Annotated in this window: 19 protein-coding genes and 3 pseudogenes; 15 read left to right on the forward strand and 7 right to left on the reverse strand. The window is 65.9% G+C overall.

What is annotated here, in order from left to right:
* The first annotated feature begins 60 nt into the window (after positions 1-60).
* From FUT88_RS07065 to FUT88_RS07095, 8 genes are read left to right on the forward strand one after another with little or no spacing between them, the layout of a single operon-like run.
* On the forward strand, positions 61-1,047 hold the full coding sequence (locus FUT88_RS07065) for a 3-oxoacyl-[acyl-carrier-protein] synthase III C-terminal domain-containing protein (protein WP_147214380.1): 987 nt from the start codon (positions 61-63) through the stop codon (positions 1,045-1,047).
* Positions 1,044-2,057, forward strand: coding sequence for an NAD-dependent epimerase/dehydratase family protein (locus tag FUT88_RS07070; RefSeq protein ID WP_147214381.1), 1,014 nt, complete (start codon positions 1,044-1,046; stop codon positions 2,055-2,057). The genes FUT88_RS07065 and FUT88_RS07070 overlap by 4 nt, the downstream gene beginning before the upstream one ends.
* Entirely contained in the window at positions 2,035-2,469 is a 435-nt protein-coding gene (locus FUT88_RS26585; RefSeq protein ID WP_261797062.1) for an MBL fold metallo-hydrolase, read from the forward strand. The genes FUT88_RS07070 and FUT88_RS26585 overlap by 23 nt, the downstream gene beginning before the upstream one ends.
* Positions 2,457-2,840 (forward strand): hypothetical protein, encoded by a 384-nt coding sequence (locus FUT88_RS26590; RefSeq protein WP_261797063.1) that lies wholly within the window; start codon positions 2,457-2,459, stop codon positions 2,838-2,840. The genes FUT88_RS26585 and FUT88_RS26590 overlap by 13 nt, the downstream gene beginning before the upstream one ends.
* Positions 2,837-4,147 carry a F390 synthetase-related protein gene (locus FUT88_RS07080; protein WP_147214382.1) on the forward strand — a complete coding sequence of 437 codons (1,311 nt, stop codon included), beginning with the start codon at positions 2,837-2,839 and terminating at the stop codon, positions 4,145-4,147. The genes FUT88_RS26590 and FUT88_RS07080 overlap by 4 nt, the downstream gene beginning before the upstream one ends.
* Complete coding sequence (locus tag FUT88_RS07085; RefSeq protein ID WP_261797064.1) at positions 4,144-4,767, forward strand: phosphatase PAP2 family protein; 624 nt, start codon at positions 4,144-4,146, stop codon at positions 4,765-4,767. Before FUT88_RS07080 ends, FUT88_RS07085 begins: the two co-directional genes overlap by 4 nt.
* Positions 4,764-5,894 (forward strand): sterol desaturase family protein, encoded by a 1,131-nt coding sequence (locus tag FUT88_RS07090; RefSeq protein ID WP_147214383.1) that lies wholly within the window; start codon positions 4,764-4,766, stop codon positions 5,892-5,894. Before FUT88_RS07085 ends, FUT88_RS07090 begins: the two co-directional genes overlap by 4 nt.
* Positions 5,878-6,969, forward strand: coding sequence for an acyl-CoA desaturase (locus tag FUT88_RS07095; protein ID WP_147214384.1), 1,092 nt, complete (start codon positions 5,878-5,880; stop codon positions 6,967-6,969). Before FUT88_RS07090 ends, FUT88_RS07095 begins: the two co-directional genes overlap by 17 nt.
* Before the next feature lie 22 nt (positions 6,970-6,991).
* On the opposite strand, the gene FUT88_RS07100 is transcribed toward FUT88_RS07095, so the two are convergent.
* Both FUT88_RS07100 and FUT88_RS07105 read right to left on the reverse strand, forming a co-directional pair.
* Positions 6,992-7,774, reverse strand: coding sequence for an alpha/beta fold hydrolase (locus tag FUT88_RS07100; RefSeq protein WP_147214385.1), 783 nt, complete (start codon positions 7,772-7,774; stop codon positions 6,992-6,994).
* 59 nt (positions 7,775-7,833) lie between these two features.
* Positions 7,834-8,085 (reverse strand): hypothetical protein, encoded by a 252-nt coding sequence (locus FUT88_RS07105; protein ID WP_027679343.1) that lies wholly within the window; start codon positions 8,083-8,085, stop codon positions 7,834-7,836.
* A gap of 323 nt (positions 8,086-8,408) precedes the next feature.
* Here FUT88_RS07105 and FUT88_RS07110 point away from each other — a divergent pair, with 323 nt between their 5' ends.
* Entirely contained in the window at positions 8,409-8,807 is a 399-nt protein-coding gene (locus tag FUT88_RS07110; protein ID WP_147214386.1) for a cupin domain-containing protein, read from the forward strand.
* Between the two features lie 36 nt (positions 8,808-8,843).
* Positions 8,844-9,890 (forward strand): alpha/beta fold hydrolase, encoded by a 1,047-nt coding sequence (locus FUT88_RS07115; RefSeq protein ID WP_147214387.1) that lies wholly within the window; start codon positions 8,844-8,846, stop codon positions 9,888-9,890.
* A gap of 83 nt (positions 9,891-9,973) precedes the next feature.
* Here the strand turns inward: FUT88_RS07115 and FUT88_RS07120 are convergent.
* The 5 genes and pseudogenes from FUT88_RS07120 to nirK all read right to left on the reverse strand — a co-directional run.
* A pseudogene (locus FUT88_RS07120) lies at positions 9,974-10,869 on the reverse strand (AEC family transporter).
* A 146-nt stretch (positions 10,870-11,015) separates the two neighbouring features.
* Positions 11,016-11,900: a LysR family transcriptional regulator gene (locus FUT88_RS07125; protein WP_027679346.1), complete on the reverse strand. Its 885-nt coding sequence runs from the start codon at positions 11,898-11,900 to the stop codon at positions 11,016-11,018.
* A 107-nt stretch (positions 11,901-12,007) separates the two neighbouring features.
* Positions 12,008-12,592 carry an SCO family protein gene (locus tag FUT88_RS07130; protein WP_147214388.1) on the reverse strand — a complete coding sequence of 195 codons (585 nt, stop codon included), beginning with the start codon at positions 12,590-12,592 and terminating at the stop codon, positions 12,008-12,010.
* Positions 12,589-13,380, reverse strand: coding sequence for a formylglycine-generating enzyme family protein (locus FUT88_RS26400; protein ID WP_222614250.1), 792 nt, complete (start codon positions 13,378-13,380; stop codon positions 12,589-12,591). The genes FUT88_RS07130 and FUT88_RS26400 overlap by 4 nt, the downstream gene beginning before the upstream one ends.
* Positions 13,381-13,416: 36 nt before the next feature.
* Positions 13,417-14,895: pseudogene (nirK, locus tag FUT88_RS26405) on the reverse strand (copper-containing nitrite reductase); the annotation flags it as partial.
* A gap of 272 nt (positions 14,896-15,167) precedes the next feature.
* Here nirK and FUT88_RS07140 point away from each other — a divergent pair.
* The 5 genes and pseudogenes from FUT88_RS07140 to FUT88_RS07160 all read left to right on the forward strand — a co-directional run bounded on the left by FUT88_RS07140 (position 15,168) and on the right by FUT88_RS07160 (position 20,368).
* A complete protein-coding gene (locus tag FUT88_RS07140) occupies positions 15,168-15,458 on the forward strand; it encodes a DUF2249 domain-containing protein (protein WP_147214390.1) in 291 nt (96 codons plus the stop codon).
* A gap of 32 nt (positions 15,459-15,490) precedes the next feature.
* Positions 15,491-17,765 (forward strand): annotated as a pseudogene (locus FUT88_RS07145) (nitric-oxide reductase large subunit).
* Between the two features lie 146 nt (positions 17,766-17,911).
* Positions 17,912-18,634 carry a GntR family transcriptional regulator gene (locus FUT88_RS07150; protein WP_147214391.1) on the forward strand — a complete coding sequence of 241 codons (723 nt, stop codon included), beginning with the start codon at positions 17,912-17,914 and terminating at the stop codon, positions 18,632-18,634.
* Between the two features lie 53 nt (positions 18,635-18,687).
* On the forward strand, positions 18,688-19,482 hold the full coding sequence (locus tag FUT88_RS07155; RefSeq protein ID WP_012430126.1) for an ABC transporter ATP-binding protein: 795 nt from the start codon (positions 18,688-18,690) through the stop codon (positions 19,480-19,482).
* A complete protein-coding gene (locus tag FUT88_RS07160) occupies positions 19,472-20,368 on the forward strand; it encodes an ABC transporter permease (protein WP_147214392.1) in 897 nt (298 codons plus the stop codon). Before FUT88_RS07155 ends, FUT88_RS07160 begins: the two co-directional genes overlap by 11 nt.
* The last annotated feature ends 51 nt before the right edge of the window (positions 20,369-20,419 follow it).

Below are 20,419 nucleotides of genomic sequence, written 5' to 3' on the forward strand. Positions count from 1 at the left end.
CCGCGCCGCCCGCAGCCGGAAGAGGGAACAGGGCATCGCACCATGTGCGTGCCTGCATCTATGCTGCCGATTCATCTGCTTTCCACCGGCAAGGCGCTGCCGGAGCAACAAGTCACGTCCGCTGAACTGGATGCCCGCCTCGGCCATCGGGCTGGGTACGTGCGCAAGAAGTCCGGCATCGACGTCCGCCACCATGCCACGCTGACCGAGCATCAGTCGGAACTCGCCGGCGCCGCCGTGCGCGATGCACTGCGCCGCGCCGATGTTCCGGCCGCGTCCATCGACCTGTTGATCTCCGCCTCGGGCGTGCAGGAACAGGCGCTGCCCAACACGGCCGCGCGCGTCCTGGAGCCCGCCGGGCTGCCAGCCGGCACGCCCGCGTTTGACGTCAACGCCAGTTGCCTGAGCTTTCTCACGGCGCTGCATGTGGCAAGCAGCCTCCTGACCACGGGAGCGTACAAGCGCATCGCCGTGGTGGCGTCCGACCTCGCCTCGCGCGGCATCGATTGGGACGACGCCGAGACCGCATTGATCTTTGGCGACGGGGCAGCGGCGGTCATCGTTGAAGCGGCACCGTCGATATCCGGCGCGGGCATCCACGCCTACCGCATGGAGACCTACCCCGCCGGCAAAACCTATTGCGAAATCCGCGCGGGCGGCACGCGCCGCAACCCGCGCACCGGCGCGCAACCGACCGATTACCTGTTCCACATGGACGGCAAGCGCGTATTCAAGCTCGCCTCGCAACTGATGGACGGTTTCCTCGATCGGCTGTTCACCGGCAGCCAATACACGCTGAGCGACATGCATGTCGTCGTGCCGCACCAGGCGAGCCACCTGGGGATGCAGCATCTGCGCAAGCGGTTGGGCGTGCCGGAAGCCAGCGTGGTCGATATCTACGCGCAGCACGGCAACCAGGTAGCCGCGTCGATTCCCACCGCGCTGCATGAAGCCGTGACGACCCAACGCATCGAGCCCGGCAAACCGGTTCTGCTGGTCGGCACGGCGGCCGGCCTGACGCTCGGCGGCATGGTGCTGACGCTATGACGACGCTGGTGACGGGCGCCACCGGTGGGCTCGGCCGCAACGCGGTCGACGCACTGCTCGCGCAAGGCGCCCGCGTGCGCGCGACGGGGCGCGATGCCACGCAACGCGACGCCTTTGCCGCCCGTGGCGCAGACTATGTGCCGGCCGACCTGGCACAGCCGACAGCGGCCACGCTGGATGCGCTGCTCGACGGTGTCGACACGGTCTGGCATTGCGCGGCGCTGTCATCGCCCTGGGGCGCGTATGCGGACTTCTACGCGGCCAATGTGCGCGCCACGGCGGCGCTTGCCGAAGGTGCCGTCAAGCATGGCGTCCGCCGCTTCGTGCATATCTCCACGCCGTCGATCTATTTCGACTACCAGCATCACGCCGATCTGCCCGAGAACTATCGTCCTGCGCGCTTCGCCAATCATTACGCGGCGACGAAGATGCTGGCAGAGGCGGCCATCCAGCAGCAGGTCGCCACGCAGCACCGCACGCACTTTGTCATCCTGCGGCCGCGCGGGCTGTTCGGCCCGCATGATCGCGTGGTACTGCCGCGCATCCTGCACTTGCTGGAGCTGCGCGGCGGCGTGCTGCCCCTGCCCCGTGGCGGCGCGGCGCGCATGGACCTGACGTATCTGGAAAACGTGGTGCACGCCATGCAGTGCGCCACCAGGGCGAGCGTGCCTTCCGGCGCCGCTTACAACATCACCAACCATGCGCCGGCCACGCTGCGCGATCTGCTCGATCAACTGCTGGCGCAGCAGCTCGGCCTGCGTTATCGCGTTCGCGCAGTGCCGTATCCCGCGATGGCATTGGCCGCACGCGCCATGGAAGCCGGCAGCGCCGTCACGCGTCGCGAGCCGCTGCTCACGCGCTACAGTGCCGCCGCGCTGCACTACGACATGACGCTCGCCAACGACCGCGCGCGCATCGAACTCGGCTACGTGCCGCCCATCGACATGGCCGAAGGCATCCGCCGCACGGCTCACTGGTTACGTGAACATGGCAACGTTGTCCGTTTTTGAAGCCGGGTACTGCACGCATACCGCGTGTGTGGCGCTGCGCGGCGCGGGCCTGCGCACCTGCGCGTTTCCCGCACGCGCCTGGCTGATCGAAGCCGCCGGGCGGCGCTGGCTGTGGGACACGGGCTATGCCTCGCATTTTCATGACCACACGCGCAGCGGCTTGTTTGCGATCTACCGCAAGGTCACTCCGGTGTATTTTGATGCGTCGGAATCCATGGCGGCGCAGCTCGCGCAACAGGGCGTGCGCCCAGCTGATCTGGACGGATTGATCGTCTCGCATTTCCACGGGGACCACGTTGCCGGCCTGCGCGACTTTCCGGGCGTGCCGTCATCTGCTCCGGCGAAGGATGGATGCACCTGCGCGCGCTGCGCGGTGTTTCCGCGTTGCGGCGCGCTTTCGTGCCCGGGCTGATTCCCGAAGATTTTGAAACGCGCACGCGCTTTGTCGAACAGTTCGAGCAAGTCGCGCTGCCGCCGGAGTTGGCGCCATTCACATCCGCCTGGGCCGTGCCCGACAGCAACGGCGACGTGCTGCTCGTGCCGCTGCCCGGCCACGCCGCCGGACACCTCGGCGCGTTCGTGCGCACGCAGGAAGGCTGGGTGCTGCTGGCCGCCGACGCCGCCTGGTCGCCGCTGAGCTATCGCGAACTGCGCGGGCCATCGGTATTGGCGTATTCGATCATGGAAGACCGCCATGCCTACTTCGACACGCTGCGCAAGCTGCACGCGCTCGATGCGGGCGGCCACGTGCGCATCCTGCTCACACACGAGGGGGCGTTGTGACGGCGTTGCACCGCCTGCTGTGGTCGTACTGGCAAACGCGCCGGCTGCGGCTGCCTGATCGCGCCGCGCTGGAAGCGCACCAGCAGCGGCAGATCTCGCGCTTCACGCAACGCGTGCTGACTCGCAGCCCGTATTTCCGCCCGTTCGCATCGAAGCCGATGCACGAATGGCCGTTGATGGACAAGGCCACGATGATGGCCAATTTCGACGCCATGAACACCGCCGGCCTGCGCCTGCACGACGTGCTGGCCTGCGCGCAACAGGCCGAGCAGTCACGCGATTTCCGGCCGACGGTCGGGGCGTATTCGGTGGGCTTGTCATCTGGCACCTCCGGCGGACGCGGCGTATTCGTTGTAAGCCCGACCGAGCGCGCGCAGTGGGCCGGCATCCTGCTCGCCAAGCTGCTGCCGCGCGGGCTGTTGCACGGCGAGCGCGTCGCCCTGTTCCTGCGCGCCAACAGCAATCTGTACACGGCCGTGCGCAACCCGTGGCTGACGTTTTCATTCTTTGATCTGTTTGCGCCGTTCGAATCGCACCGCGCGCCGCTGGAAGCATTGCAGCCGACCATCATCGTGGGGCCGGCGCAGGTGCTGCGTGCGCTTGCCATGGAGAAGCTTGCCGGCCGGCTCGGCATCGCGCCCGTGCAGGTGTTGTCCGGCGCCGAAGTGCTGGAGCCGATGGACCGCGCACTGCTTGCACAGGCTTTTGGCAACGTCGGCGAGGTCTACCAGGCCACCGAAGGCTTTCTGGGCGCGACCTGCGCGCACGGCACGCTGCACTTGAACGAGGCGCACGTGCACATCGAGCCGCAATGGCTGGACGCGCACCGCTTCGTCCCCGTCATTACCGATTTCACGCGCAGTACGCAGCCCATCGTGCGCTACCGGCTGGATGACATCCTCATCCGCCGCGACCCGGCGCTGGGCGCTTGCCCCTGCGGCAACCCGGCGATGGCCATCGAGCGCATCGAAGGCCGCTGCGACGATACGCTCGTCCTGCCCGCGCTGGGCGGCGGCACTGTCACGCTGTTTGCCGACGTGTGTTCGCGGGCGCTGGCACAGGCGCTGCCGCTGCATGCGGATTACCGCCTGGTGCAGACCGATGCGAACACGCTGGCGTTGTCCATTCACCCGGCCGACGCCGACATTGCGCGCGCGTGCCGGGCGCACCTGGCCGATGTCTTCGCCTGCCAGGGCGTCGATGCATCGCGCGTGACGTGGCACGCCACACCCGAGCGCATCGCCACCGATTTCACCACCAAGCGCCGCCGCATCGTCCGGCTCGCGGCGCCGGGAGCGGCACGATGAGCCCGCTTGCCACGCGCCTGCGCCATATGGCCTTGGGCTGGTGTTCGGTGGGCCTCGTCTATGGTCTCTGCGGAGCGCTGCAAGGCGTTGGCACGATCGTGCCCGAGACTGCACTGGACCGCGCCATTCCGTTCAGCACGTCGGGCATCTGGCTGTACCTGTCGTTCTTCGTGCTGATTCCGCTGGCGTATCTGCGGGCCGACATGTCGCGCCTGCCTTGGCTGGAACGCGCCATGCAGATGAGCGCGCTCGTGAGCGGTGCGGTGTTCATGCTGTGGCCGACCACGCTGCACTACCCGCCGTTGGCGGATGCATCGTTGCCCGGCAGCGTGCAACGCATGCTGATCGCCATGGATTCGAGCCAGAACTGCCTGCCCTCGCTGCATGGGGCGCTTACGCTGCTCTCGGTATGGGCGCTGGCGGATTCGCGCAGGCCGATGCGCACAGCGCTCGCCGCAGCCTGGGGGCTCGGCATCCTGTACGCCACGATCCAGACGCGCCGGCACGTCGCACTTGACCTGTCGGCAGGCGTGGCCGTGGGCGTGCTGTGCGGCGCGGCTGTCCGTCTATGGTTGGCGCGGCGCGCGTCAACGCTCTCCATCGAACCGGTGTCCACATGAATGCCTTCGCCTTGCCGCTTGCATTGATGCTCGGCTGCGTGCTGCTGGAACTGGCTGCGCTCAAGTGGTGGCGCGGCCAACCGCTGCCGTGGCGCGACGTCATCCTCAACCTCAACTCCGGCCACGTGCTGATGTGGCTGTGCCGCGGCGTGGAAGTCGCGGGCTTCACGTGGCTATATGCCCATGCCAGCTTGCATTGGGTAGATGGCTGGCACCCGGTTGCGGGCTGGGCCTTCGCGTTTGTCGCGTGGGATCTCGGTTTCTACTGGCTGCACCGCATGCACCACAAGCTGGGCTTTCTGTGGGCGATCCATGCCGTGCATCACGAAGGCGAGCATTTCAACCTGTCGCTGGGCGTGCGCAACGCTTGGCTGTCGTCGCTCACATCGCTGCCGTTCTTCGTGCCGCTGGCGCTGTTGGGGGTCACGCCGGAAATGTTCGTGGCGGTGTCAGGCCTGCATTACTCGGTGCAGTTCTACAACCACTGCGGACTGGTCGGCCGCTCGGGCGTGCTCGACCGCTTCATGGTCACGCCCGCCAACCACCGCGTGCATCATGGCTGCAACCCGGAATACATCGATCGCAACTTCGGCGGCACGCTGCTGCTGTGGGACAAGCTGTTCGGCACCTATCAGCGCGCGCTGGCCGACGTGCCGATCCGCTACGGCGTGCACAAGCCCACCCACAGCGACAACCCGTTCTGGGCCAACGTGGTGCCGGCATTGCAGTGGCTGGGGCTGCGCACGCCGCATTTGCAACGCGATACGCGCACCACGCCCGCCGGCTGGATCGCCACCGGCGGTGTGCTGCTGTTTGGCGTGGTGATCGACTATGTGCGCACCGACGGCCTGTGGCCCGGGCACTGGCAAGCGGCCTGGTTCGCGCTCATCCTGCTGCTCACGCTGGCGCTGGGCGGTTTGTCGGATGGGCGCGGCTGGGGACGCTGGCTTTGGCCGTTGCTGGCGCTTGCGCTGCCCGTGCTGATGATCGGCATATGCGGCGCGGGCGATGCAATGTCCGACACGTTGGCCGTTGCGCTCGGGTTGCATGGTCTTGCTTGCGGACTGTGGCACGCGCTGCGGACCGAATCGCCGCTCTCTTCGTCGCCGCATGCCGAATCTCGCTAAGCTCCGCTACGCTTCACCGCGCTCCTCGTCGCTGGCCGAGGATTTGCGCCGTACCGCGCACGACCACCTGCAGGCGCACGGCGACCATCGCTTTGCCGATGTGCAGTTCATTGCCAAGGGCACCCTGCTCGTTGTGGTATCCGCGCTGCTGTATGGCGTCATGATGACGGCCACGGGTGCGACGACATTCGTGCTCGCCTACATGGCCTTTCCGTTCATCGCGATGCTGCTGGCCATGAACGTGCTGCACGACGGCGCGCATCGGGCGCTCTCCCCCTGGGCATGGCTGGACCGCCTCATGACGCGTGTGACCGCCATCCCGCTCGGCGTCGAACCGGCCTACTGGACGGTGCGCCACGTGCACTATCACCATGCGCATGCCAACGTGGAGCACTACGACCTCGACACCGCTGCAAACCGCTTCCTGCGGCAGACGCCCTTTCAGCCGTGGTATCCGCAGTTTCGCTATCAGCACCGCTACTGGCCACTGATTGCCGCACTGTCGCTGCCGTACATCAACTGGATCTACGACTGGTCGGATCGCCTTGGCCTCACGCCGCTGGCGGCGGATCGCGTGTTGCCCGGCCTGCGCGGCTGGGCGACGTTCCTGCTGGCGAAGGCGTTGCACTTGCTCATTGCGGTAGCGGTGCCCGCGTGGGTGGCACATCGGCTCGGCCTCGGCTGGGGCTGGGTGGTGTTCAGCTACTTCGCAGGGCAGATGCTGGCGTCATGCGTGCTGGTCGCGTTGATCCTGGGCACACATTGGGCAGACGTGACGTTCTATCTGCCACCCGAATCGGGCCAGCTGCCGCACACGTGGCACGAGCATGCATTCCACACCGCGTGCGACTGGCAACCGCAACCGGCGTGGATCGGCTACTGGCTTGGCGGCTTGAACTGGCACCTGACGCATCACCTTTTCCCGACGTATAGCCACCGGCACTATCCGGCGCTGGCAGCGCGTGTGGCCGAGGTGGCGCGCGCCCATGCGCTCGACTACCGCGCACTCACCTACCGCGAGTTGCTGACCGCGCAGCAGACCTTCCTGCGCGCCATGGGCCAACGCCCGAACTAACGCGCGGGCAACATGCGCAGCCTCAGTTGCGCGCCTCGACCGCGTGCACCGCGTCGAGAATCACCTTTGCCACATCCTGCGGCCGCGACTGCTGCGGCACGTGGCTCGTCGGCAGTGTCGTCACCTTGGCGCCAATCTTCCTGGCCATGGCGCGTTCCAGATCCGGCTGGATCATGCGGTCGTGCGCGCTGACGATGAACCACGACGGCTTGCTGTGCCATGCCGCCACCGTGGTGCGCTCCCCAAATGCCGTGGCCTTGATGGGACCTTGCGTCGCGGCCATCACGCGTGCCTGCGCGGCGGGCACATCCTGCGCAAAGTCGCTCGCCAGCGCCGCAGCGGGCAGTGACAGATAGCCGTTGGCGTCAGCGACGAGCTTGCCGATGCCCGGCGCGGGCGCGTAGTCCTTGCCCACCTCTTCCGTCGACTGGCCAGCGTCCGGCGCAAACGCCGCCACATACACGAGGCCGGCAACCTTGCTGTCCGCGCCGGCTTCGGTGATGACCGTGCCGCCCCACGAGTGCCCCACCAGCATGACCTTGCCCGGCTGGTTGCCGATGGCGCGGCGCGTGGCGGCCACGTCGTCGGCCAGCGAGTTCAGACCGTTCTGCACCGCCTGCACCTTCACGCCCTTGGCCTGCAGCAGCGGGATCACCTTGGCCCAGTCGGATCCATCGGCAAAGGCGCCGTGCACGATCACGACGGAAGGTTGATCGGCGTCGGCTGCCGTGGCGGCCAACAGGGGCGCACTGGCGGCCATGCCAAGTGCCAGCACTGCGATGGAGACGGCTTTGCGGTTGAACATGTCGGGTCCTTGTTGTCTGTTCGGTTCTCAGTGGGATGGGGATGCGTGGTGCCGCCGCGTCAGGCGTGCGCGCCGTCGTAGTACGGGTTCGCGCTGCGGGCACCGTCGGTGTAGATGTCGGTGGAGCGCGCACCGTCCGTATAGACGTCGGACGAACGCGCGCCCTCGGTGTAGGCATCCACCGCGCTCTGCACGGCGCGGGCGCCTTCGGTGTACGGGTCGCGTGCGCCGACGGATGAAGCGGCTTGCGCGCCGGCAGCGGCCACAGCGAGAGCAACAACAGCAAGGGTCTTGGCGAGATTGCGGGTCATGATCGTTTTCCTTTTGAACGGTTGGGTTAGGAGTGCGGCCTGCCGGTGCTTTGCGTTAGTCCGGCGTCGTGGCCACGGAATGCATTTAAGTCGCCCGACGTATCCGCCACGTAGCGATGTGCTGCCCGTTTTGTCTGGACGTGTACCGGAGCCGGCACCGGATACAAACGCATACAAAACCCCGTCTATCGATGCCCGTTGCTACAAAGCAATACAAATCGGCGGCATCGTGAAACCGACCGGATACATCGCGGGCGCCCAATGCTGGAAACGAGGGGAGCAAGACCCCGCCTCGTCATCCATCCTTGATCACTGGAGCCCTCATGCAACCGAAACGATTGACCGCAACCTTGCTCGTCCTCGCAAGCGCGCTGGGTGCGCACAGCGCATTTGCGCAAGCTGCAGGCGTGCATCGGACCGACCTCGTCCATCACGACCTGAGCGTGCCCGGCCGCGAAACCCTGCAAGTGCGCGTGGATTTTGATGAGCGTGCGTTTGCCCCCGCGCATGTCCACCCTGGCGAGGAAATCGCCCACGTCCTGCAGGGCACGATCGAATACCGGCTGGATGGCCAGCCGTCCGTGACGCTGCACGCCGGCGATTCGCTGTTCATTCCGGCTGGCGTTGCGCACTCCGCGCGAAACGTCGGCAGCGGCAATGCCTCGGAACTGGCCACGTATGTCGTGAAGTCCGGTGAGCCGCTGGTCACGCTCGTTCACTAAACCTGTCGCCCTTCCCCCCTCAAAGAGAGAACATCCATGTCGAACCCCGTCAACCTCCGCCGTCGCCGCCTTCTGGGCACCACCATCGCCAGCATTGGTGTGCTGGATCTCGGGCTGGCCGAACTTGTGCATGCGCAACCGGCACCGTCCTCCAGCGCAAGCACGCTGCTGAGCGGGCAGGCCAACCCGTTCGGCGCGCTGCAACAGATCGATGCCGGCGTGCTCAACATCGGCTATGCAGATCTGGGCCCCAAGAACGGCCCCGTGATGATCCTGCTGCATGGCTGGCCGTATGACATCTACAGCTATGCAGAGGTGGCACCGGCGCTGGCGGCGGCGGGCTATCGCGTGCTGGTGCCGTACCTGCGCGGCTATGGCACGACGCGCATCCGCTCAGCAGACACCCCGCGCAACGGGCAGCAGGCTGCGCTGGCCGCCGACATCATCGCGTTCATGGACGCGCTGAAGATCAAGCAGGCGCACTTTGGCGGATACGACTGGGGCGCGCGCACGGCGGACATCATCGCGGCGCTGTGGCCGGAACGCTGCAAGACGCTGGTGTCTGTGAGCGGCTACCTGATCGGCAGCCAGGAGGCGAACCGCAAACCGCTGCCGCCGGCCGCGGAATTCGCGTGGTGGTACCAGTTCTATTTCACGACGGAGCGCGGCGCGCAGGGCTACGCCGCCAACTGCAAGGAATTCAACCGCCTGATCTGGAAGCTCGCCTCGCCCACGTGGAAGTTTGACGACGCCACGTACGACCGCAGCGCCACCGCCTTCGACAACCCCGACCACGTCGACATCGTCATCCACAACTACCGCTGGCGCCTGGGATTGGCACAGGGCGAATCGAAGTACGACGCGCTGGAACAACGCCTGGCCGCGGGCCCGGCCATCACCGTGCCGACCATCACCATGGAAGGCGACGCCAACGGCGCACCGCACCCCGAGCCGTCGGCTTACGCGAAAAAGTTCACGGGCCAGTACCAGCACCGCAACATCGGTGGCGGCATCGGGCACAACCTGCCCCAGGAAGCACCGAAGGCGTTTGTGCAAGCCATGCTGGATGTGGTGAAGCTGTAGCGCATCGAGGCGACCGGCGCATGCGGCTCACAGCGCCGAGAGCAACCCTTGGGGCAATCCGCGTGTGAGCGCCAGCAGCATCATCACGCCGGCATGGCCGCCGCGGCCATCACCGTCTGCGCGGCGGTGATGCCGGCCATGAGCGGCGCGTCACCGCCCAGCTGGCGCGCCATGATGTACGACGAAGACGCCGTGGGCAGCGCCTGGAACAGCAGCGCCACGATCAATGCGGCATCGGTCAAGCCCAGCGCGTGGCCAAGAGCCAGCGTCAGCACGGGCATGGCCAGGAACTTGATGATCGACGACACGAGCACCGGCTGCGCCCAAGACCTCACACCGCTGAAGTTCAGCGCGGCCCCCACACACAACAGCCCCAGCGGCATCGAAGCCAGGCCGAGCGCGCGCACCGCCGGCTCGATGGCCGCAGGCATCTGCAGCCCCAGCAGCTGCATGGCAATCCCGAGCGAGCAGGCGACCACCGGCGGGTTCGTCACGATCTGACGCACCAGCGCGCGGCCGGTGAGCCGCACCGACCCGTAGCGCGCAAAACGAGCACGCACAGCAGGTTGACGGTCGGCACGATCGCCGCGTTGCATACCGCGGCCAGCGCAATCCCCTTGGCGCCGAAGAGGCCCGTGGCGAGCGACACGCCGACGTAGTTGTTGAACCGCACGGCCCCTTGGAACACCGAGGTGAAGGCCGCCCCGTCCACCTGCATCCAGGGCCGCGCCAGCATCAGCGCGACGGCCACCAGCAATGTCGCGCCGATCAACGTCAGCACCAGCGGCAGCACGGGCAAGGCCTGCATGTGCGCCGTGGCCAGCCCATGCATGAATAGCGACGGCAGCAGGACGTAGTAGCAGAGCCGCTCAGCCTGCGGCCAGAAGGTTTCAGCGATGAACGCGGAGCGCTTGAGCCAATGGCCGAGCGCCACCAGAAGGGCAACGGGCGCGAGCGCGAGCAGGATGGCAGCGGTCATGGCCGTGCTCCTGCGCAGCAACGCGCCTGCAATGGGGATGACGGGCGAAGACACTTCCGGAACAGCATGCGGGTGCTCTGCAAAAACGGGAACACCACCAAGCTATCACGCGGTCGCAGCAGCAATAATTGTTATTTATCTGACAATCAATGAGAAATTCTCATTGCAGAAGCGACGACGGCGTCGGCCAACGCCTGCGTAAAGCGCTGCGCCGCCCGCGATTGGTGTTCAAGCAGGACCACCGCGCGATGCAATTGCGGTTGCCCGAATGCCAGTCGCGCGATGGGCGGCAATTGCGTCAACTCGGAGTCGGAAAGCGCCACCACGGCGGCCCCCAATCCGCTGGCCACCATCCGCACGATCGTGTCCTTGTTGTCCAGCACCATTTCTTCACGCACCCGCACGCCCAGGCGACGCAGTTCGGAAGCGATCATGCGGCCTGCCCAGGCCTGCGCATCGAAGCGGATAAACGGCAGTTCGGTCAGCAGCGCGCGCGCATCGTGATCGGCATATTGGGCCGGCGCGAGCAGCCAGAAGCGGTCTTCATACAGCGTCGTCCAGACCAGTTCCGCCGGATGCGGCCGCACAGGGTGCGACGTGATCGCGGCATCCAGCTCACCATCGGCCACGCGTTGCGCAAGCTCGGCCGACATGCCGGCGGCCACGTGCACGCGCAGGCCTGGATGCGCCGTCCGCAGGGCCAGCAGCGCATTGGGCAGCGGCCCCGACAGCGCGGTCTGGATGGCGCCGATGCGCAACCGCCCGACCAGCGCCTTCTCATCGCTCAGTGCATCGGGAATGCGGTCATACAGGGCGAGGATCTGTTCGGCCTGGGCGAGCACGATACGGCCGGCCTCTGTCAGCGCGGGCTCGCGGCGCGAGCGGTCGAACAGGCGGACGTTGAACTCCTCCTCCAGCGATTTCACCTGCAGGCTGACAGCCGACTGCGTGAGCCCGATGGCCTCCCCGGCACGCGCAAACGTACGGTGGCGGGCGATGGCGACGAGCGTTCTCAAGGCGCGGAGGGACATGGCGGGTGCGAAGGTGAACCGGAGGGACGGGATGGTGCATCGTACCTCTCCACCTGCCGCTTCCCCAACGGGGAGCCGCTGCGCCAGCCGCCTAGCCGCCTAGCCGCTCAACGCTGCGCCGCCACCAGCTTGCGCATGGCATCCACCAGTTTCGGATCGACCGCGCCCAGCGTGTTGGTGCGCGCATTGATGCGCCCTTCCGCGTCCAGCAGCAGGATCGTGCTCGAATGGTTGAAATCGCCATCGGCCAGACGGCGGTATTGCACGCCCAGCAAGGCCGCCACCTCACGCGTGCCGCTCGCATCAGCACGGGCGACCTGCCAGTGCTCGTCTGCGTTGTGCGCGGCGGCGGTCTTCTTGAGCGCCGCAACGGAATCACGCTCCGGATCGACCGTCACCATCAGGACACGCACACCATCGTGCGCGGGCTTGCCGCCCTTGGCCAGCGTCGCGCGAATGGTCTCGAAGATCATCGGGCAGACCATTTGGCACGACGAATAGAACATGCTCACCAGCACCGGCTGGCCGCGCAGGTCGGCCAGGTGGAAGACGCGGCCGTTCTGGTCGGTCAGCGCCACTTCGGATTGATACAGCGAGCCCGAAGCCACGGGCCCGGCGGCAAGCGCGCCTGCAGCGGCACCCGCCAGCACACATGCCACGAAGGCACGGCAAAGTTGCTTAAGAAGCGTCATGGACGTTCTCCATTGATGGATCGGGCGCAGCGAAAGCCAAGGCTTCCCGTGGCATCGGCGCCTTCAAGTGATGACAGCAACGCCACGCGCATCAGCACGGCGTAACTGTCGCGGCGGACGATGCTGATGGCACCAGCGCCGCAGAACTTCTGCTTGTCGGGGTCGCCCTGGGTGCGGCTGTCTCCGGCAATGAACAGTGCGTTGAAATCGTCGACCCATTCCCAGATCAGGCCATGCAGGTCGCGCACGCCATGGACATCCGCGGGGCCGCCAACGGGTGGCAACACACGCGTCGCGGGCCGTTCGTACCAGCCGAGAATGCGTTGCGCCCATTGCGGGTCGTCGCGGGCGTCTGCGCGGGTGGCATCGGCCGCGGCGGCGGATTCCCACTCGAGCCACGTCGGCAGCCGCGCGCCTTCGCTTTCGCAATAGGCACGGGCGGCAAACCAGCTCACGCCGGTCACCGGCGCTTGCGGCGACGCTTGCGGATCGGCGTGCGTCGCATCGGCCCAGTCGGCAAGGTAGGCCTTGCCGGCAAAGACTTGCGGCACCCGGCCACGCTGCCAGGCTTCGTGGCGTTGCACGAAGGTCTGGAATTCGCCGATGGTGACGGGCGTGGAGCGCAGCTCAAACGGCTCGATACGCACCCGCTGCGGCTGACCCGGTGCGTTCTGGGGCAGCACGCTGTCGAAGTCGCCGCCGGGCACCCGCACATAGGCGGCCCCGTGTGCGGTTGCACTGGCCAGCGCCATCAACACGGCAGCAAGGTGCAAGGTCAGGCGGGACATGGTCGTGCGGGTCCGCTCAATGCTCGGCCGCGGCTTGGCAGGCGCCGGCTGGGCACGCACCTTCTTGACTTCGTCTGCGCTCACGCGGCCGCCGGGGTTGTCCCAGCTGTTGAGCACGTAGGTCAGGATGTTGGCGACCTCGTCGTCATTGAGCTGCGTCATCGGCGGCATGACGGAGTCGTATTCCTGCCCGTTGACCTTGATCTTGCCGTTCAGGCCGTGCAGCACGATGTTCATCGCACGCTTCGGGTCTGCTGCCAGAAAATCGGACTTGGCCAGCGGCGGGAACACGCCCGGCAACCCGGCGCCATTACCCTGGTGGCACACCGAGCAGGTACCCGCAAACAGCGCGCGGCCAGCCTGCACCTGATCCTGCACGGTCAGCGTGCCGCTCACGGATGCCTGGGTTGCCTTGGTGACGGCGCTCATGTTGGGAGCCGCGCGATCGCCCAGGTACACAGAATCCAGCTCCTTGCCGGAATAGACCTGCTTGTTCTCCGGCCCATCGATCTTGAGGATGGCCAGCGCACCCTTGTTGAAGGCACGGAAGATCGAGTGGTCGACCAGCACGTAGCTGCCAGGCACGCGCGCGGTGAACTTCACAACCGCCGCGCCGCCTGCCGGGATCAACGTGGTCTGCACGTTCTTCTGCACGTTGGTGCCGCCCTCGTAGCGCACCTGGTCGAAGATGGCGCCAATCACATGGAAGCTGGAGACTAGGTTCGGCCCGCCATTGCCCACGAAGATGCGCACCGTTTCGCCCACCTTGGCATGCAGCGCCTTGTCACCGGTGAGTGCACCTTCCGCACCGTTGAAGAGCACGTAGCTCGGACGTTCATCAATGGCCTTTTCCATGTCGAACGGCTGAAGGCCCTTCTCGCGGTACTTGCCGGCCGTGTAGAAATCGCCCTGCATGACGTAGTACTCGTGATCCACCTTGGGCAAGCCTTCGGGCGGCTCGACGAGGATCAGGCCGTACATGCCGTTGGCGATATGCATACCCACGGGCGCGGTGGCGCAGTGGTAGACGTAGATGCCCTCGTTGAGCGCCTTGAAGGTGAATTGCGACTCATGGCCCGGTGCGGTGAAGCTCGATGCTGCGCCGCCGCCCGGCCCGGTCACGCCGTGCAGGTCGATGTTGTGCGGCATCTTGCTGCTCGGGTGGTTCTTGAGGTGGAACTCCACCGTGTCGCCCTGGCGTACGCGGATGAAGCTGCCGGGAACGGTGCCCCCGAACGTCCAGAAGGTGTAGCTGACCCCTTCGGAGATCTGCATTTCCTTCTCGACCACTTCCAGTTCCACGATGACCTTGGCCGGATAGTTCCGGTTGACCGGCGGCGGCACAAGCGGCGGACTTGTCAGGACGGCGTGGATCGGCTCGCCGCGTGGCGGCCCGAAGTCGCCCGGCAATTTGGCGCTGGCGGCGCGGGCCGCAGTGCCCGCAAGCAGTGCGCCCATCACCACAGAAATCAGGCCCGCGCGCATGAGGCTGCGGACGGTGTGAAGACGGCTCATTTTTTCCCCCGTATATCGGTCTGGTGTCGTCCGCTCCACGTTAGGCCCCGACAGCCAGTAGGGCTTTGATACAGCGCAAACGAAAAACGGCCCAAACCAGCACATCCGCCACGCCGTATAGCGGGCAACCCCAGTCGTGGCGCGATTCGCCGCATCAAGATACCCATAAAACAAGCATCTGACGTACATCAATAACGCCGGAGATTCCGGCCACTAATATAGTTGCATCCTTAATGCATCTTTTTGATGCGACACCCACAGAGGGCATCCCCATGACACAGTCCGCCTCCACCATCCAGCTCGACCTCCGCGTGCTGGCGCCGCGCGAGCGCCATCCGCTAATCTTCTCCGCCTTCGGGGAACTCGGCATCGGCCAGAGCCTGGAGCTGATCAACGATCACGATCCGCGCCCGCTGCAGTCGCAGTTTCAAGTGCAGCGCCCGGGCCAGTTTTCCTGGGACTACCTTGAGCGCGGCCCCGCCACGTGGCGCGTTGCCATCACCAAGGTGGCGTCTGCCGCCAGCGCCGGCCACTGCTGCGGCGGTTGCGGTGGTGGCGCCTGAATTTCCGATTGCATCCTGCAAGGAACCTTGTCATGAAAAACAACCAAAGGCTGTGGCGGTGGCTCGGCCTGATCTTCATCCTGTCGTTCGGGGCATTGGGCTATCTGGGCCGGCAGATCTATCTGGCAGCGCCGCCGATTCCGCATGCCGTCGTCACCTCTGTGGGCGAGGTGCTCTTTACCGGCGAACAAATCCAGCGCGGGCAAGAGGCTTGGCTGGCAGCCGGGGGCCAGCAGCTCGGCACCGTCTGGGGCCACGGCAGCTACGTTGCGCCTGATTGGTCTGCCGATTGGCTGCACCGGGAAGCCACGGCGCTGCAAGCCATCCGCGCGCGTCAGCAGTTCGATACCGACGCGCCGCTGACGACCGTGCAGCAAGCCGCCGTCGACGCCAGCGTGAAGGAGGAAATGCGCCGCAACACGTACGACGCCAATCACGACATCCTGACCGTATCGCGTGAGCGCGCAGAGGCCATCCGTGGTGTGGCGCAGCACTTCGAGGCGCTGTTCGGCACCGATCCGTCGCTGGCAACGCTGCGCGACCAATACGCCATGGCCACCGGGGTGCTGCCGGAAGCGGCCGACCGCGAAGCCCTGGCGGCATTCTTCTTCTGGACATCGTGGGCCGCCGCAGCGGACGCCCGGGCGAGACCGACATCTCGTACACGAGCAACTGGCCGCATGAACCGCTCGTGGGCAACACCATGACCGGCGGCGCCGCCATGTGGTCGATGGTCAGCATCGTGCTGCTGCTGGGCGGTATTGCCGCCATGCTGTGGCTGCACGGCAGCAGCAAGCACGAAGAAGAGGCTGCGCCGCTGCCGGCCGATCCGTTCCTCAACGTGGTTGCCACACCGTCGATGAAGGCCACGCGCAAGTACTTCTTTGCCGTGATCGGCCTGATGCTGGTACAGATCGGCATGGGCGCCATCACCGCGCACTATGCGGTGGAGGGTGAATCGTTCTTCGGGATTCCGCTGGCACAGGTGCTGCCGTACGTGATCAGCCGGACCGTGCATACGCAACTCGGCGTGCTGTGGATTGCCACGGCGTGGCTCGCTACGGGCCTGTACATTGCGCCGCTGCTGTCGGGGCGTGAACCGAAGTTCCAGAAGCTTGGCGTTGACCTGCTGTTCTGGGCGCTGATCTTTATCGTGGTGGGCTCCATCGCCACCGGCTGGCTCGGCACGCTGCAACATCGCGGTGCGGACTTCGGCTTCTGGGTCGGCAACCAGGGGCTGGAATACACCAGCATGGGCCGCGTGTGGCAAATCTTGCTGTTCGTCGGCCTGCTGTTCTGGGTCGTGCTGCTGGGCCGGGCGCTGTGGCCGGCACTGAAGACACCGTCGGAATCGCGCGGGCTGATCGCCATGGTGTTCCTGTCGGCCACGTGCATCGGCGGGTTCTATTCGACGTCGCTGGTGTGGGGCCAACACACGCACTATTCGATGATCGAGTACTGGCGCTGGTGGCTCGTCCACCTGTGGGTCGAAGGCTTCTTTGAAGTGTTCGCCACCGCCGTCATCGCGCTCATCTTCACGCGCCTGGGCCTGATTCGCGCCAGCAGCGCCAACCGCGCCATCGTGGCCGAGACGATCGTGTTCCTGTTTGGCGGCATCCTGGGCACGCTCCACCACCTGTACTTCACGGGGACACCGACCTCGATCATCTCGGTGGGTGCCGTGTTCTCTGCGCTGGAAGTGGTGCCGCTCACGCTGATCGGGCTCGAAGCGCTGCAGAACTATCGCCGCACGCAAGGCACGCCATGGCTCAATGCCTACAAGTGGCCCGTGCTGTGCTTCGTGGCCGTGGGCTTCTGGAACACCGTCGGCGCCGGCCTGCTCGGCTTCGCCATCAACCCGCCGGCTTCGCTGTACTACGTGCAAGGTCTGAACATGACGCCGCCCACGGGCACGCCGCACTGTTCGGGGTGTACGGCATGCTCGGTATCGGCCTGATGCTGTTCTGCCTGCGCGGCCTGTATGCGCGCAGCCTGCATGCCGACCGCCTGCTCAAGCCCGCGTTCTGGGGCCTGAACATCGGCCTGGCCATGATGGTGTTCATGTCGCTGCTGCCGGCCGGTATCTACCAGGCCTGGGCCAGCGTCACCAAGGGCATGTGGTACGCCCGCTCGCCGGAAGTCGTGCACTCGAAGGTGATGGAAACGCTGGTCTGGCTGCGCGTGCCCGGTGACATCGTGTTCGCCATCGGTGCGCTTGTGCTGGCCTGGTATGCGCTGCGGTTGCTGCGCCGTCCGAAGGCACAACAGACTGAGCCGCTGCCGGCTTCTGTTCGGGCCACGCGTTAATCCTTGACCCAAGCAGTTCCACCAAAACCCGCAGGGCCCGTGTCGAGCAGACCGGGCCCTGCGGGTTTTCCTGTAATGCCCACCGCCCTCAATCTCCCTACAATGACAAATCATATAGATGAATAGTTGACCACTTTCGATACCCCATGCCCGCCGATCTCCGCCTGCCCCGCTACCAGCAATTGCGCGACGATCTGGCCGCGCAGATCGCCCAGCAGCACTGGCGCCCGGGCGACGCCATCCCGACTGAAGCCGAGCTTGCCAAGACGTACAACGTGGCGGTCGGCACGGTCCGCAAAGCCGTCGACGTGTTGGTGACCGAAGGGCTGCTCGAACGCTTCCAGGGCCGCGGCACCTTCGTGCGGCGCGCCAGCTTTGCCAGCTCCTTGTTCCGGTTCTTCCGCTTCCAGAGCGAAAGCGGCGAACGGCGCATTCCTGAGAGCCGCATCCTCAAACGCGATGTGCTCGATGCGCCGTCTGCACCGGCTGCGGGCCTGCAGATCGAAACGGGCTCACCGGTCATTCGCCTGACCCGGCTTCGCTTGCTGGATGGCGCGCCGATGCTGGCCGAAGAGATCTGGTTGCCTTACGACCGTTTTGCACCGCTCGCCACGCTCGAACTGGACGCGTTTGGCGACCTGCTGTATCCGCTGTACGAATCGCACTGCGGGCAGATCATTGCCAGCGCTGAGGAAACGCTCACCGCCGAGGCCGTCAACGCAACGTATGCGCGGCTGTTGCGCATCCAGGCCGGCGATCCGGTGATGGTCATCGAACGCGTTGCGCGGGGCTACGACCGGGTACCGCTCGAATGGCGGCGCTCGCGCGGCGCGGCGGCGCACTTCCGGTACCACGTGGATATCCGGTAGCGCCGCATACGCCGCAACCCAATCCGACAAAAACACACACAGGAGACAACATCATGCAGGCCAACTCACCGACCGCGCCGCCGCTGCTGGACGTGCGCGGCGTCACGCTGCAGTACAAGACACGCCAGCATCTGGTGACGGCCACCTACCGCGTCGACTTCCAGGTCTACCCCGGGGAGCGCTACATCCTGCTCGGGCCGTCGGGCTGCGGTAAATCGACATTGCTCAAGGCCATCGGCGGCTACCTCACGCCCACCGAGGGCGAGATCCGCCTGAAGGGCCAACCCGTGACCAAGCCGGGGCCGGATCGCATGATGGTGTTCCAGGAGTTCGACCAGCTCCTGCCGTGGAAGACGGTGAAAGAGAACGTGCTGTTCCCGCTGCTCTCCACCGGCAAGCTGGGCGCGCGCGAAGCCGAAGAACGCGCGCTGCACTACATCAACAAGGTCAACCTCACCAAGTTTGCCGACCACCACCCGCACATGCTGTCAGGCGGGATGAAGCAACGCGTGGCCATTGCGCGCGGCATGGCGATGGAGCCTGACGTGCTGCTGATGGATGAGCCGTTCGCCGCGCTCGACGCGCTCACGCGCCGCAAGATGCAGGACGAGCTGCTGCAGCTGTGGGACGAAACGCGCTTCACCGTGCTGTTCGTCACGCACTCGATTCCGGAGGCGATCCGCTGCGGCAGCCGCATCCTGATCCTGTCGCCGCATCCGGGCCAGGTCCGCGCAGAGCTGCCGAGCCTCGCGCGCGGCGATGATGACCCGGAGCGCTTCAAGGCGCTCGAAGCCGAGATCCACGACATGCTGTTCGCCCGCGCAGTGGAGGAAACCCATGCAGACTGAAACCCTTTCCATGCCGGCCACCCCCGACATCAGCAACCGCGCGCCCGTCTACAGCACGCCCGTGGCGTTCGAGCGTATCGGCGTGGTCGAAAAACCGCTTTCCATGGCCGAGCGTTTGTACGAACAGGCATGGCTGCGCAAGCTCGTCATCCTCGTCGTGCTCGCACTCGTCTGGGAAGGCGGGGCGCGCTGGCTCGACAACCCGCTGCTGATGCCGACGTTCTCCGACACCGCCCAGGCACTGTGGGCCGGGCTGGCCAGCGGCACGCTGTTCGCTCGTATCGGCACGTCGATGCAAACGCTGCTGGCAGGCTACGCGCTCGGCTTGGCGTTGTCCTGCGCGCTGGTCGTGCTCGGCATCAGCAACCGGCTCGGGCAGGACTTCCTGGAAACGCTCACCGCCATGTTCAACCCGCTGCCCGCCATCGCCCTGCTGCCGATCGCGCTGGTGTGGTTCGGGCTCGGCAACGGCAGCCTGATCTTCGTGATCGTGCATTCGGTAGTGTGGGCGGTGTCGCTCAACACGCATGCCGGTTTCCTGTCGGTATCGAACACGCTGCGCATGGTGGGCCGCAACTACGGGCTCTCCGGCATGGGATACCTCACCAAGATCCTGATCCCGGCCGCGTTCCCGTCCATCCTCACCGGCCTGAAGATCGGCTGGGCCTTCGCATGGCGCACGTTGATCGCATCGGAACTGGTGTTTGGCGTCAGCTCCGGCCAGGGCGGCCTGGGCTGGTACATCTACGAAAACAAGAATCAACTGCAGATTCCCGAAGTCTTTGCCGGCCTGCTGACGGTGATCATCATCGGCCTGCTGGTAGAGAACCTAGTATTCCGCACGCTGGAAGCCCGCACCGTCAAACGCTGGGGCATGCAGAACTGAACACGGGCGCAACGCCAGCGCCCAGACGGTTTGGCCGTACCCTGCCCTAGA

Source organism: Ralstonia sp. TCR112 (genome assembly GCF_007997035.1).
Taxonomy (GTDB): domain Bacteria; phylum Pseudomonadota; class Gammaproteobacteria; order Burkholderiales; family Burkholderiaceae; genus Ralstonia; species Ralstonia edaphi.

Coding starts and splice junctions, on each gene's coding strand:
- FUT88_RS26400 (WP_222614250.1), bottom strand. CDS start 13,380: ATGTCCCGCCTGACCTTGCACCTTGCTGCCGTGTTGATGGCGCTGGCC.
- FUT88_RS07115 (WP_147214387.1), top strand. CDS start 8,844: ATGTCGAACCCCGTCAACCTCCGCCGTCGCCGCCTTCTGGGCACCACC.
- FUT88_RS07090 (WP_147214383.1), top strand. CDS start 4,764: ATGAATGCCTTCGCCTTGCCGCTTGCATTGATGCTCGGCTGCGTGCTG.
- FUT88_RS07065 (WP_147214380.1), top strand. CDS start 61: ATGCTGCCGATTCATCTGCTTTCCACCGGCAAGGCGCTGCCGGAGCAA.
- FUT88_RS07140 (WP_147214390.1), top strand. CDS start 15,168: ATGACACAGTCCGCCTCCACCATCCAGCTCGACCTCCGCGTGCTGGCG.
- FUT88_RS26585 (WP_261797062.1), top strand. CDS start 2,035: ATGGCAACGTTGTCCGTTTTTGAAGCCGGGTACTGCACGCATACCGCG.
- FUT88_RS07155 (WP_012430126.1), top strand. CDS start 18,688: ATGCAGGCCAACTCACCGACCGCGCCGCCGCTGCTGGACGTGCGCGGC.
- FUT88_RS07085 (WP_261797064.1), top strand. CDS start 4,144: ATGAGCCCGCTTGCCACGCGCCTGCGCCATATGGCCTTGGGCTGGTGT.
- FUT88_RS07130 (WP_147214388.1), bottom strand. CDS start 12,592: ATGACGCTTCTTAAGCAACTTTGCCGTGCCTTCGTGGCATGTGTGCTG.
- FUT88_RS07125 (WP_027679346.1), bottom strand. CDS start 11,900: ATGTCCCTCCGCGCCTTGAGAACGCTCGTCGCCATCGCCCGCCACCGT.
- FUT88_RS07100 (WP_147214385.1), bottom strand. CDS start 7,774: ATGTTCAACCGCAAAGCCGTCTCCATCGCAGTGCTGGCACTTGGCATG.
- FUT88_RS07070 (WP_147214381.1), top strand. CDS start 1,044: ATGACGACGCTGGTGACGGGCGCCACCGGTGGGCTCGGCCGCAACGCG.
- FUT88_RS07150 (WP_147214391.1), top strand. CDS start 17,912: ATGCCCGCCGATCTCCGCCTGCCCCGCTACCAGCAATTGCGCGACGAT.
- FUT88_RS07095 (WP_147214384.1), top strand. CDS start 5,878: ATGCCGAATCTCGCTAAGCTCCGCTACGCTTCACCGCGCTCCTCGTCG.
- FUT88_RS07160 (WP_147214392.1), top strand. CDS start 19,472: ATGCAGACTGAAACCCTTTCCATGCCGGCCACCCCCGACATCAGCAAC.
- FUT88_RS07110 (WP_147214386.1), top strand. CDS start 8,409: ATGCAACCGAAACGATTGACCGCAACCTTGCTCGTCCTCGCAAGCGCG.
- FUT88_RS07105 (WP_027679343.1), bottom strand. CDS start 8,085: ATGACCCGCAATCTCGCCAAGACCCTTGCTGTTGTTGCTCTCGCTGTG.